Here is an 11,906-nt window from a genome sequence, read left to right as displayed (position 1 = left end):
ATCAGAGATGTCTCACTTGTCTCAGCGCTTCGGTTACGATCATTGCTGTCGAGATCGCCAGATTAAGGGATCTTTCTCCTTCGCGCATCGGAATGGTGATGCGGTCTTTCGCATAGTCATGGACGTCGTCGGGCACACCGGCGGACTCGCGGCCAAACAGAAGGATGTCGCCGTCCTCGAATGTCTGGCCATAAAAGGAACGGTTGCTCTTGGTCGTCGCGAGCAGGAGCCTTTTGCCGCTCGATTGGTGCCAATCCTTAAATCTGTCCCAGGAGAGATGCTTGGTAAAGGAGGATCTTTCGAGATAGTCCATTCCAGCCCTGCGCAGGGTCCGGTCATTGAGCGTAAAGCCGCAAGGCTCGATGATATGAACATGCAGGTCAAGGCAGGTCGCCATCCTCAAGATGGTGCCAGTGTTCTGGGGAATGTCCGGCTGATAAAGGGCAATATCGATCATTGTCATGCCTCCTGTTTTACAGGCTTTTCGACAGATGACAACGGGAATATTTTTTCGGCAAAGGGATGGTGATTGTATTAATCATTCCAGATAGTTGGTCGGGTCGGTGGATTTTTCTTTCGTGTGATAAATGTCACAGATATGGCCATTCCTTTCCCGGACCGTGAAACAGATTTTATTCAGCAAAGTGAATGCGATATCTTGCTGGCATCTCACCGACGGGATCGGCGTGTTTCTCTTCCGATTCAATAATTCACCACATTCATCATTCCAACCGCGGTTCTTCAGGAGCTAGGTAATGTTTTCGTTTTTTGAAAAGCGTGTTGATCCCTTCGCAGAAGATGACTTGCGGCAGCCACCAAAGGCTTTCTGGTCGTTTATTTGGTATTACTCCAAACCTTATGCGCCTTATCTGGGGGTGATTTCGATTCTATCGGCCTGTATTGCGATTATCGAGGTCAATATCTACGGCTTCATGGGGGATTTGGTAAACTGGCTTTCGGAAGGAGACAAGGCGAGCTTCTTTGCCGAGCATGGAGCGGATCTCTGGTTCATGGCGATCCTCATTCTGGTGATCATGCCAGTTGTGGAACTTGTTTGGCAGCTTCTGTTTCATCAGACGATCATGGGAAACTTCCCGACTTCGATCCGCTGGTTGCTGCATCGGTATTTGCTGCGCCAGTCGATGGTCTATTATCAGGACGAATTTGCTGGCCGGATATCACAGAAAGTCATGCAGACTGCCATGTCGACGCGCGAAATCGTGACGCGTCTGGTTGATGTTCTGGTTTATGTTTCGGTCTATTTCACAACTGCGGCCCTGATCATCGCACAAGCAAAGTGGCAGCTCATGGTGCCAATGATCGTGTGGCTGATTGCCTATCTGGGCGTGCTCTACCATTTTGTGCCTCGGCTGCGGGACGTTTCGAAAGAACAGGCGGACCGGAGATCCGAGATGGTCGGGAAGGTGGTCGACGCCTATTCGAACATTTCAATCGTCAAGCTGTTTTCTCATGCCTCGCGTGAAGACAGCTATGCCAAGACCTTCATGGTTCGTTTTATCGAGAATGTCTACCGGATGATGCGTCTGGTCACTTCGATGGAACTTTTCCTCAAGAGCATCAACCATTTGCTTCTCTTTTCATCGGTCGCGGTCGCTCTTTATTTCTGGCAATTGGGGCAGGCTCTGCCAGGTGATATTGCCTTGATTACCGGCCTGATCATGCGCCTGCTCGGGATGTCAGAATGGATTCTGTTCGAGGTTACCGGAATTTTCGAGAATATCGGCACCGTGCAGGATGGCATCGGGTCAATTTCCAAACCGCATGTGGTCGTGGACAAACCCGGAGCCGTGCCGCTGAAGGTCACGAAAGGAGAGATCGTCTTTGACAAGGTTTGCTTTGACTATGGCAAGGACGAGCCCGTGGTTGACAATCTCAGCCTGACTATCAGACCGGGAGAAAAAATCGGACTTGTCGGTCGATCTGGTGCCGGCAAATCTACTCTCATCAACCTGCTTCTGCGGTTTCATGATCTCAATTCCGGCGCGATCAGAATTGACGGTCAATCGGTTGCCGACATACAGCAGGATAGTCTCAGATCGCAAATTGGTGTCGTCACTCAGGATACGTCTTTGCTGCATCGCTCCGTGATGGAAAATATCAACTATGGCAAAGAAGGGGCGAGCGAAGAGGAGGCGCGTCAGGCTGCGGTTCGGGCTCAGGCTCTGGATTTCATTGCCGGATTGAAGGACCACAAAGGACGGACCGGTTTGCGGGCTCATGTCGGAGAACGGGGAATCAAGCTTTCCGGTGGGCAGCGACAGAGAATCGCCATTGCACGCGTGCTTTTGAAAAATGCTCCCATTCTGGTGCTGGATGAAGCAACATCGGCGCTCGATTCAGAGGTCGAGGCGGCTATTCAAGACAGCCTCAATCTCCTGATGGATGGCAAAACTGTGTTGGCGATTGCCCACCGGCTTTCAACCATCGCCAGCCTTGATCGCTTGATCGTCATGGACCAAGGACAGGTGGTTGAAATGGGAACGCATGAAGAACTTCTGCAAAAGGGAGGCCTTTATTCCTCCTTGTGGGATCGGCAATCGGGTGGTTTCATCGCGTGATTTTGAGCTTTTTGACCGGCTTTTTACAACTTTTCTAAGGTGCGACAATATTCTCGTTGAGCGACAGGCTTGTCACGGCTTGTTGCCCTTTGTGTTCTGTAGTTCTGCTTATTTTAATCCGTAATATTGCTGAGCTTTACGGGACTTTTTCCCATGTATAAGACGAATTTGTCAGCCGAGTTTTGGTAGAATTGGTCTAAACTGCCGTCTGTTGCTCTGGACAAGGCCCGTGTTCAGTGTAAAAAGAAATGCGGAAAAGCAAACATTCTTTGTCTGCTTTGATTGAGTTGGCTTGTTGCGATCAAGGGAGCTTACCCGCTTTGAGGAGAGGGTTGCATTTAGGAGCCGCATGCGAGCTAGAGTTGGGCACTGGTTAGAAGAGGACCAAGTCTTGGCTACCAGCGAGAGGGAAGAACCGACCCGCCGCGATTTTCTTTATATCGCGACCGGAGCGTTTGGGGCGGTAGGCGCGGCAGCGCTTGCATGGCCGTTTATTGACCAGATGAATCCAGATGCAACCGCGCTTGCTCTTGCATCCATCGAGGTAGATCTTTCTTCAATTGAAGAAGGACAGACCTTGACCGTGAAATGGCGCGGTAAACCGATTTTCATCCGGTATCGTACTCAGGAAGAGATTGATGCTGCTCGGGCTGTCGATTTGGCTGAGCTCAGAGATCCGCAGACGGATGAAGAACGCGTCAAAGCTGGCAAGGATCAGTGGCTGATCCAGATTGGTATCTGCACCCATCTGGGGTGTGTGCCTTTGGGTGAGCAAGGGGACTATGATGGATGGTTCTGTCCGTGTCATGGGTCGCATTATGATACAGCTGGCCGTATTCGTAAGGGGCCTGCGCCGCTCAATCTTGAGCTGCCGCCTTATGATTTCGTCACCGACGACCTGATCAAAATCGGCTAATGCCAGCAAAATCTTAAGGAGACCAGTCATGAGCGGACATTCGACTTTCGAACCGCAGAACGGGTTTGTCAAATGGATGGAGCGCCGCCTGCCGATTTTCGGTTTTGTGCATGGCTCATTCGTTGCTTATCCCGTTCCAAAGAATCTCAACTATTTTTGGACCTTTGGTGCAATTCTGGCGATCTGTCTGGTTGCCCAGATTCTGACCGGCGTTGTGCTCGTCATGCATTATGCGCCGAACACCGCCATTGCGTTTGACTCCGTCGAGCATATCATGCGCGACGTCAATTGGGGCTGGATGCTGCGATACATGCATGCCAACGGTGCCTCGATGTTCTTTATCGCGGTCTATATCCATATTTTCCGCGGTCTTTACTATGGATCCTACAAGGCTCCACGCGAAGTGGTCTGGATCCTGGGTGTCGTTATCTTCCTGCTGATGATGGCAACCGGCTTCATGGGCTATGTTCTGCCTTGGGGTCAGATGTCATTCTGGGGCGCTACCGTTATCACCAACCTGTTTTCGGCTTTCCCGATTATTGGTGACCCGATTGTCGAGCTTTTGTGGGGTGGTTTCGCGGTTGACAATGCAACGCTCAACCGGTTCTTCTCCCTGCATTATCTGTTGCCCTTCATGCTGGCAGCGGTGGTTGGCCTGCATATCTGGGCCTTCCATGTGGTCGGCAACAACAATCCAACCGGGGTTGAGGTGAAGGACAGTCAGGACACGGTTCCCTTTACACCTTACTATACGGTCAAGGACATTTTTGCTGCCGTTGTCTTCCTGGTCTTTTTTGCCTGGATGATGTTCATGGTGCCGAATTTCATGGGGCATCCGGATAACTATATTCCTGCCGACCCTATGGTCACACCGCCTCATATCGTGCCTGAATGGTACTTCCTGCCGTTCTACGCGATTCTGCGCGCGATTCCCGACAAGCTCGGCGGCGTTCTGGCGATGTTCGGTGCGATTCTTGTGCTGTTTGTGCTGCCTTGGCTTGATACGTCCAAGGTGCGCTCGATGTCCTACCGCCCGCTTGGCAAACAATTCTTCTGGATTTTCGTGATTGTTTGTCTGGGTCTTGGATATCTGGGCGGCAAACCGGCTGAAGGAGGCTACATCCTGTGGGCGCGTATCTTCACCGTCTACTATTTTGCATACTTCCTGGTGATCTTGCCGGTGCTTGGCTTCATTGAAAAGCCAAAGCCAGTTCCTGCATCCATCAACGAAGCGGTTCTGGCAAAGCATAGTGCAGTTGTCGGCGCCGATTCAAAAGCCTGAACGAGCGAGGAAAGGGTTGATCCATGATTACGCTTACCAAAAACGCTGCGCGTGCGCTCGTCATGGCCGGAGCTCTTGCGATGTCTGTCGCAGGGGTTGAGGCTTCGAGTGAAAGCAGCTTTCACTACAAGAAACAGGACTGGTCATTCTCCGGAGCATTCGGCAAGTTTGACCGGGCCCAGCTCCAGCGCGGTTATCAGATTTACAGGGAAGTCTGCTCCAGCTGCCATGCGATGAAATATATCGCCTTCCGCAACCTGAGCGACAAAGGCGGACCTGAGTTCGACGAAGAACTGGTCAAGTCTCTGGCATCTGAATATGAAGTCGAAGATGGTCCGAATGCCGATGGCGAAATGTTTATGCGTGAAGCCAAGCCTTACGATTATTTCCCATCACCCTTTGCCAATGACGAAGAGGCGAAATCTGCCAACGGTGGTGCGCTGCCGCCGGATCTCTCCTTGATCGCGAAAGCCAGAGCTGCCTCGATTGGCCCGGATGTCGGTATTGAGTTTTTCAATGATCTCATTCGTATGGTCTGGCATCCGATTACCAGCTATCAGGAATATGGTGCAGACTATATTTATGCTCTTCTGACCTCTTATGAAGAGACTCCTGAGGAGCTGGAAGAAGCCGTCGGGGATAAATACTACAACCCTGCTTACGGATCAGGGGTCGCGATTGGCATGGCACCACCGCTCGATGATGAATTGGTGGATTACACCGATGGCACTTCGATGACCAAGGAGCAATATGCCAAAGACGTGACCGCGTTTCTGATGTGGGCGGCAGAGCCCAAGCTCGAAGAGCGCAAACGGGTCGGAATCAATGCCTTGATTTTCCTGGTCATGTTCTCCGTGCTGCTCTATTTTACAAAGAGAAAATTGTGGTCTGGCGTCAAACACTAGATCAGGATTTATCGGTATCGATCAAAGGGGCTCATTTGAGCCCCTTTTTCTGTTTGGAGATCGTTTCCGCCGATTGCAAAGTGTCCTCAATCACCAAGAATATTGCGGACTTACGTTGCTTTGTGGTCTCTTTTGAATAATTCTTGCTGGTGGCTGGATAAAACTCTCGTAAGACTTGTAGGGTCGGATCATATTGGTTATGAAAATATAGATTATTCCTATAGGGAACCCATATGTCATCTGATTCCAAAAAGGCCAAACCCAAGAAAAAAAATGGCCGGGCCTCGCTCGCAATGGTTGCTGAACATGCTGGCGTATCGATCGCAACGGCATCCCGTATCATCAATGGCGTAACGAACAAAGCCTCCAAGGACACCATTCTGAGGGTTCGTGCATCCGTAGAGGCATTGAATTACAGACCTGCAAGCATTGGCCGGGCTCTTCGATGTCAGGAGAGTCGGATTGTCGGGCTTCTGGCTGCCGCTATCGAAAATCCGGCTATGGCAGCGATTGCCTCTTCCATAGAATGGGCACTGAGGGATGAGGGCTATGTCCTGTCCTTGTGCGACACGCACGAAAGGGCAGATGTTCAGGACGAATATCTGCTGGAGATGCAATCCCAACTGGCGAGAGCCGTGATCATTATCGGTGCGGTGCAGAGCAGCGTTCTTGATCGGATGCGCGAGCACGGTGTCTCCATGCTTTTCGTCAACAGACCTGATCCCGGAAATTTCAACAGCCCATATGTCGGTTTGGACAATTATCAGGCCGGTGTTGACATTGCCAATTGCCTGACGGTGAGGGGGCTTGATCGCTTTGGGCTTATTCACGCCTCGCTTGATGCAACGGCCGCGACTTATCGGCGGCAAGGGGTGCTTGATGGCATGGCGCAAGCCGGAATAGGCCCGGAGCGGATATTGCATTTTACCACCAGTGACCCCAATCCCCTAGAAGTCGGCTATGCATGCATGAAGACCATTCTGGAAATGCCGGATCCGCCTCGGGTCATCCTCTGCATGAGTGATGTTCTGGCTTATGGCGCTCAGCGCCGGGTCGTCGAAGCCGGGCTTGATCCTGTTCGGGATTTCGCCTTTTTCGGGTTTGACAATAATCCCATCAACATTTGGATTGCCGATTGGCTGAATGCTGTTGGCGTTCCTGTTGAAGGATACGGCAAGGCCTGCGTTGCCGCACTCAAGGCGATCTGGGGGGATGAAGGGCTGAGTGAGCCCGTCTATTTGCCGCATATAGTGCGATTGAGCGGATTTCCTTTTCCCGGTGAGGCGTGATTTGTCTTTCGCTGCCGAATTGTGACTTTCGATGCCGGGTCTGGCAGATTTCAAGGGTGTGTGTGGTCGGCGTTTGACATGACGATTAGGCCGAAAGCCAAGCTGGCATATCAGGCTGATATTTGCTATTGAGTTGCTGGTGTGCTGACCAACCTATTTGTTTGTTGAAAGCGGATCAGGATATTGCGGATCTCAATGGGATCAGTCGCGATTGCAAATCAGATTTTGGACTCGATCAGGGGGGCTTGATCATCCTCTCATCTGTGGGGTGGGTCGTGTGTCTATCAACGTCGCGACGTGGTTTCATGCTGCGAACTGGCAGATTTGACATGGATGAGATCTATGGTTGATTGGCACGCCGGAGACCGCTATCCCGATGTGTTTTGTGAAGAATTGGAGCCTTTGATGCAAAGCAGCGAAAGACTGGACCTGAAATCCCTTATTCGTTCCATTCCGGACTATCCAAGAACCGGGATCATATTTCGTGACATTACCAGTCTGATTGCACATGGTGCGGGCTTCAAACAATCGGTGCGCGATCTGACAGAGCCCTATATGGACCAGAAAATCGACAAGGTGGCTGGCATTGAGGCCCGCGGCTTCATCTTTGGTGGCGCCATGGCGGACGTGCTCGGTGTTGGCTTCGTTCCGATTCGCAAACAAGGCAAATTGCCTGGCAAAGTGGTCGGGCAGGACTATTCGCTTGAATATGGAACGGATCGTATTGAGCTGCATGCAGATGCGATCGCGCAAGGAGAGCGCGTGCTGCTGGTTGATGACCTGATTGCAACAGGCGGAACGGCTCTTGCCGCCATTGAGTTGCTCAAAAGGGTTGGTGGCGATATCGTTTCTGCCGCATTTGTTATCGATTTGCCAGATCTTGGCGGTGCTTCGCTTTTGCGTGAAAAGGGCGTCGATGTGCATTCGCTGGTTGCTTTCGAAGGCGAATAGGCCGCTCTTCTCGATCTATTTTGTGATGTCTCGTTTATCCGTCGATCTGTGCGTGAGATCGGCGGATTTCTGTTTTATAGGCTCATTGCCCTGCGGTGATAGATTGAGCCTGTCCAGGCTTACGATGTGTGAGACAGGCACAAACTGTCCATTTTTTAATTAGGGTGTTGCGGTTCTTCACCGTATGGTTTTATTGGCGAAGCGCTGCTCGTTGGCTAATATGAGGCTATTGCTTATTGAGGAGATTGAAATGAAAACCAATGTGGGAAATCTTGATCGCATTCTACGGATCATCATTGGTGTCGCCTTGTTGGCGATTACGGTGATCGGGCCAAAAAGCCTGTGGGGGCTGATCGGCATTGTGCCCCTTGCCACAGGGCTGTTTCGCTTCTGCCCGCTGTATGTGCCATTGGGAATAAACAGCTGTGGCAAAGATGACTAATCTCTGACACGCAGACATGAAAAAGCCGTCTCAAAAATCTCGAGGCGGCTTTGTTGTTTTGAAGACAGACGCGGAATAGTTGATTCAACTCAAGTGTTGAACTTGAAGAGCATGACGTCGCCGTCCTGGACGATATATTCCTTGCCTTCGTCGCGGGCTTTGCCAGCTTCCTTGGCTGCCGTTTCGCCCCCCAACGTGACATAATCGTTGTAGGCGATGGTCTGGGCGCGAATGAAGCCACGTTCGAAGTCGGTATGAATCACGCCTGCTGCCTGAGGTGCTTTGCAACCCCTGGTCACCGTCCATGCGCGGGTTTCTTTCGGACCTGCGGTGAAATAGGTGATGAGGTGCAAGAGGTCATAACCGGCGCGGATCATGCGATCAAGTCCGGGTTCTTCAAGCCCGAGGGTCTCAAGAAAGTCGACTTGTTCTTCGCTGTCGAGCTGGGAGATTTCCGCTTCAATGGCCGCTGAAATGACCACTGCACCAGCGCCCTGCTTGTCTGCCATGTCCTTGACGGCATCGGCATACTGATTGCCCGTCGCTGCACTTTCCTCATCGACATTGCAAATATAGAGAACCGGTTTGGTGGTCAGCAGATTGAGATCCGAGACGGCCCGACGATGTTCTTCGTCGATGATATCGAGCATCCGGCCCGGCTTGCCATCATGCAGCAGCTCAAGCAGGCTGTCCATCAGAGCAGCCTGTGCCTTGGCGTCCTTGTCGCCAGTCTGTCCCTTTTTGCGCAAGGGGATGACGCGGCGCTCAAGGCTCTCCATGTCCGATATCATCAATTCGGTCTCGACCGTTTCCGCGTCGGTGACCGGGTCGATCTTGCCTTCGACATGGGTGATATCGTCATCTTCAAAGCAGCGCAGAACGTGAACGATTGCGTCGACTTCACGAATATTGGCCAGAAACTGGTTGCCAAGACCTTCACCCTTGGATGCGCCGCGTACAAGGCCGGCGATGTCAACAAAGGTCAAGCGTGTCGGGATGATCTCTTTGGAGCCAGCAATTTTGGCAATTGCTTCCATGCGAGGGTCCGGTACGGCGACGTCGCCGGTGTTGGGCTCGATAGTGCAGAAGGGGTAATTGGCAGCCTGTGCTGCCGCTGTTTTGGTGAGCGCATTGAACAGGGTTGATTTGCCAACATTTGGCAAGCCCACGATACCGCATTTAAAACCCATTGCTATTCATCCTTGTTCTTGAAGGCAAGACGCATCAGCGCTTCGGCCATCGCATTCTTAGGGGGCTCCTGTGCTTCGTCGGAGCGGGCTTTGTCCCTGGTGCCATTATCGGCGTTGCTCTTTTCTTTATCCGACTTCTGGTCCGGCTTCCGATCAGACCCATCGCCATCAACAGATTTCTGTTTCTTATGGCCGTTGACCGGAGGTGACAGGATCTGACTGAAATCGGTCATGAAACGGCCCAGATCTTTTTCGAGCAAACTGGGGGTGGACTTGGCAAGGGCATCGAGTATTGGCTCGAGCCACTCTCTGTCCGCTTTGGCAAAATCTCCCAAAACCCACTGGGTGACGCGTTCCCGTCCGGGATGCCCGATCCCGAGGCGTACACGGTGAAACTCGTTGCCGATATGGGCTCCTGTCGAGCGCAAGCCGTTATGCCCTGCGACCCCACCACCAAGCTTGGCTTTTACCTTGCCGGGCTTGAGATCAAGTTCATCATGAAAAACGAAGACGTCCCGAGGTTCGATTTTGTAAAACCGGCATGCCTCGGTGATCGCCCGGCCGGATTCATTCATAAAGGTGGTTGGTTTGAGCAGCAGGACCTTGTGTCTGCCAATCTGGCCCTCGCTCACTTCGCCCTGGAATTTCCGGCGCCATGGGCCGAAATTTTGCTGGCGGGCAATCTCATCGATCGCCATGAAACCGATATTGTGGCGATTGCCTTGATATTTGGGTCCGGGATTGCCAAGTCCGACAAGCAGATACATGGTACTTTCTCCCGAACCCGTGTTCTTTTAGGGCTCTGAAAATTCAGAGTGATTATTCTTCTTCTTCTTCGCTTTCGCTTTCAGCCTGTTCGTTGTAACCGGCTGGAGCTGCGATGGTTGCGATGGTGAAGTCGCGATCGGTGATTGTCGGGGTCACACCATTCGGCAGGGTAACCGATGAGATGTGGATCGAGTCGCCGATATCTGCTTCTTTGAGGTCAACAGTGATTGCTTCAGGAATTTCTGTTGCAGGGCACTGGACTTCAACTTCACGGCGCACGATATTGAGCGCACCGCCGCGTTTGAGACCCGGGCAGTCTTCTTCATTGATGAATTTGACATGCACACCAACAGTGATTCTGGTGGTTTGGGAAACGCGCAGGAAATCAACATGCGTGGCGAAGTCGCGAATGACGTCAAGTTGATAGTCGCGAGGGATCACGCGGACCTTTTCGCCTTCCACATCAATGCTGATGATGTGAGACAGAAAGCCACCTTTCTTGATCTGCAATTCCGCTTCCTTGAAAGGAATGGAAATGGCCAGTGGCTCTTTTTTATCGCCATAGATCACGGCAGGGATCTTGCCTTCGCGACGAAGTGCACGAGCGGCCCCCTTACCAACCCGATCACGGCGTTCTGCTTTGAATTCAAAGTCAGCCATAGTAAACTCCTAGATAACTGAAAAAAGGCCGATTTCCGGCCCATTTGCTGCAACTCCTCCAAGGGTGTAGAGGCAGCTTCACGGGCTTATAAGGCAAAGGGACGAGGAAGGCAAGCGTTTGGCGCTGAAATATGGGCCTTTTTAGCGACCGGGTTTGAAGGCATGAGGGCCTGAGCCTTGTTTGCTGCGTCAGCCGCTAGCCTTGTCGCGCGCGGGATGAAAGAGACGCCGGTTTCGCTCCTTCAGGCACGCTCCTGAATCTCATGCCGGACCAAGCGCAGTCCGAACCAGTGACCGATGACGGATCCCACAGCCAGGAGCATTGCAAGGATCAGTCCGTAATCCTGAGGTACGCCGAACAGGATCGCAGCGCTGCCTCCGACGACGCCCCAAAGGCAAGGGATGATCAAGAGCCATTTTGCCATTCCCCAACTGCCGAGCAGAAGGAGACCGAGGGTGAAAATCGTTGTCGGGCAGGGTATCAATCCAAAGGTCGGTGTCGCAGGATAGCTTTGGCCAAATAACATCCCCAAGAGTGGGTAAAACACCATTGCATAGAGAATAAGGGCAAGAGCAACAAGCGTTGCGGCATCCTTGCGCGGTCCGATCCTGAAGGTTGGAGCAACAAAGGGCGTGGCGGCAAGCAGAAGACCCTCGATCACGAAGGCTGCGCCAAAAACCCAGGCAGCAGGGGTGACAGCTGTATAGTAGGACCAGTGAAAGCCGATCCCATTGACGAGCCACATTGCTGCAAGGATGATGAGTGTTGTTGTCGTGGATCGCTTCGAGGGGCGCAATAAAAGGCCGACCGCGATCAGCCCAAGCCCATAAGCGATAAACTGCAAGGGCCAGGCGGCATTGTTCCACGCCTCGAAAACGGCGAAAAGATCTGCTTCCGTGAACTGCATGATATCCTCCCTGAGG

The 11,906-nt window shown here is 52.2% G+C and carries 12 protein-coding genes; 7 read left to right on the top strand and 5 right to left on the bottom strand.

The window, feature by feature from the left end:
• Position 1: 1 nt before the first annotated feature.
• Positions 2–463, bottom strand: a complete 462-nt coding sequence (locus ACHZB8_RS11040; protein ID WP_316860320.1) for a tRNA (cytidine(34)-2'-O)-methyltransferase — start codon at positions 461–463, stop codon at positions 2–4.
• Positions 464–755: 292 nt separating this feature from the next.
• Here ACHZB8_RS11040 and ACHZB8_RS11035 point away from each other — a divergent pair, with 292 nt between their 5' ends.
• From ACHZB8_RS11035 to ACHZB8_RS11005, 7 genes are all read left to right on the top strand, one after another.
• The gene (locus tag ACHZB8_RS11035) at positions 756–2,579 is read left to right on the top strand and encodes an ABC transporter ATP-binding protein (protein WP_316860319.1); all 1,824 of its coding nucleotides are present in this window, start codon (positions 756–758) and stop codon (positions 2,577–2,579) included.
• 391 nt (positions 2,580–2,970) lie between these two features.
• Complete coding sequence (petA, locus tag ACHZB8_RS11030; protein WP_316860318.1) at positions 2,971–3,495, top strand: ubiquinol-cytochrome c reductase iron-sulfur subunit; 525 nt, start codon at positions 2,971–2,973, stop codon at positions 3,493–3,495.
• A gap of 28 nt (positions 3,496–3,523) precedes the next feature.
• On the top strand, positions 3,524–4,777 hold the full coding sequence (locus tag ACHZB8_RS11025; protein WP_316860316.1) for a cytochrome b/b6: 1,254 nt from the start codon (positions 3,524–3,526) through the stop codon (positions 4,775–4,777).
• 23 nt (positions 4,778–4,800) lie between these two features.
• Positions 4,801–5,682 carry a cytochrome c1 gene (locus ACHZB8_RS11020; protein ID WP_316860315.1) on the top strand — a complete coding sequence of 294 codons (882 nt, stop codon included), beginning with the start codon at positions 4,801–4,803 and terminating at the stop codon, positions 5,680–5,682.
• Positions 5,683–5,915: 233 nt separating this feature from the next.
• Positions 5,916–6,971 carry a LacI family DNA-binding transcriptional regulator gene (locus ACHZB8_RS11015; protein WP_316860314.1) on the top strand — a complete coding sequence of 352 codons (1,056 nt, stop codon included), beginning with the start codon at positions 5,916–5,918 and terminating at the stop codon, positions 6,969–6,971.
• Positions 6,972–7,376: 405 nt separating this feature from the next.
• Positions 7,377–7,922, top strand: coding sequence for an adenine phosphoribosyltransferase (locus ACHZB8_RS11010; protein ID WP_316860759.1), 546 nt, complete (start codon positions 7,377–7,379; stop codon positions 7,920–7,922).
• A gap of 250 nt (positions 7,923–8,172) precedes the next feature.
• A complete protein-coding gene (locus ACHZB8_RS11005) occupies positions 8,173–8,364 on the top strand; it encodes a DUF2892 domain-containing protein (RefSeq protein ID WP_316860312.1) in 192 nt (63 codons plus the stop codon).
• Positions 8,365–8,453: 89 nt separating this feature from the next.
• On the opposite strand, the gene ychF is transcribed toward ACHZB8_RS11005, so the two are convergent.
• The 4 genes from ychF to ACHZB8_RS10985 form a co-directional block, all read right to left on the bottom strand.
• Positions 8,454–9,554, bottom strand: coding sequence for a redox-regulated ATPase YchF (gene ychF, locus ACHZB8_RS11000; protein ID WP_316860311.1), 1,101 nt, complete (start codon positions 9,552–9,554; stop codon positions 8,454–8,456).
• Positions 9,555–9,556: 2 nt separating this feature from the next.
• Positions 9,557–10,321 carry an aminoacyl-tRNA hydrolase gene (gene pth / locus ACHZB8_RS10995; protein ID WP_316860309.1) on the bottom strand — a complete coding sequence of 255 codons (765 nt, stop codon included), beginning with the start codon at positions 10,319–10,321 and terminating at the stop codon, positions 9,557–9,559.
• A gap of 52 nt (positions 10,322–10,373) precedes the next feature.
• Positions 10,374–10,982, bottom strand: a complete 609-nt coding sequence (locus ACHZB8_RS10990) for a 50S ribosomal protein L25/general stress protein Ctc (protein ID WP_316860308.1) — start codon at positions 10,980–10,982, stop codon at positions 10,374–10,376.
• A gap of 242 nt (positions 10,983–11,224) precedes the next feature.
• Positions 11,225–11,890, bottom strand: coding sequence for a DUF6064 family protein (locus ACHZB8_RS10985; RefSeq protein WP_316860307.1), 666 nt, complete (start codon positions 11,888–11,890; stop codon positions 11,225–11,227).
• Positions 11,891–11,906: the final 16 nt, after the last annotated feature.

It is taken from the genome of uncultured Cohaesibacter sp., from assembly GCF_963556055.3.
Lineage (GTDB): Bacteria > Pseudomonadota > Alphaproteobacteria > Rhizobiales > Cohaesibacteraceae > Cohaesibacter.
Note: the sequence above shows the minus strand (reverse complement) of the source record. Positions and strands in the feature narration are given on the sequence as shown.

Bases quoted from the DNA above. Each gene is read 5' to 3' on its own strand.
- ACHZB8_RS10990 (WP_316860308.1), bottom strand. From the start codon at position 10,982: ATGGCTGACTTTGAATTCAAAGCAGAACGCCGTGATCGGGTTGGTAAG.
- ACHZB8_RS10985 (WP_316860307.1), bottom strand. From the start codon at position 11,890: ATGCAGTTCACGGAAGCAGATCTTTTCGCCGTTTTCGAGGCGTGGAAC.
- ACHZB8_RS11040 (WP_316860320.1), bottom strand. From the start codon at position 463: ATGACAATGATCGATATTGCCCTTTATCAGCCGGACATTCCCCAGAAC.
- ACHZB8_RS11020 (WP_316860315.1), top strand. From the start codon at position 4,801: ATGATTACGCTTACCAAAAACGCTGCGCGTGCGCTCGTCATGGCCGGA.
- ACHZB8_RS11035 (WP_316860319.1), top strand. From the start codon at position 756: ATGTTTTCGTTTTTTGAAAAGCGTGTTGATCCCTTCGCAGAAGATGAC.
- ACHZB8_RS11025 (WP_316860316.1), top strand. From the start codon at position 3,524: ATGAGCGGACATTCGACTTTCGAACCGCAGAACGGGTTTGTCAAATGG.
- ACHZB8_RS11005 (WP_316860312.1), top strand. From the start codon at position 8,173: ATGAAAACCAATGTGGGAAATCTTGATCGCATTCTACGGATCATCATT.
- ychF (WP_316860311.1), bottom strand. From the start codon at position 9,554: ATGGGTTTTAAATGCGGTATCGTGGGCTTGCCAAATGTTGGCAAATCA.
- pth (WP_316860309.1), bottom strand. From the start codon at position 10,321: ATGTATCTGCTTGTCGGACTTGGCAATCCCGGACCCAAATATCAAGGC.
- ACHZB8_RS11015 (WP_316860314.1), top strand. From the start codon at position 5,916: ATGTCATCTGATTCCAAAAAGGCCAAACCCAAGAAAAAAAATGGCCGG.
- ACHZB8_RS11010 (WP_316860759.1), top strand. From the start codon at position 7,377: ATGCAAAGCAGCGAAAGACTGGACCTGAAATCCCTTATTCGTTCCATT.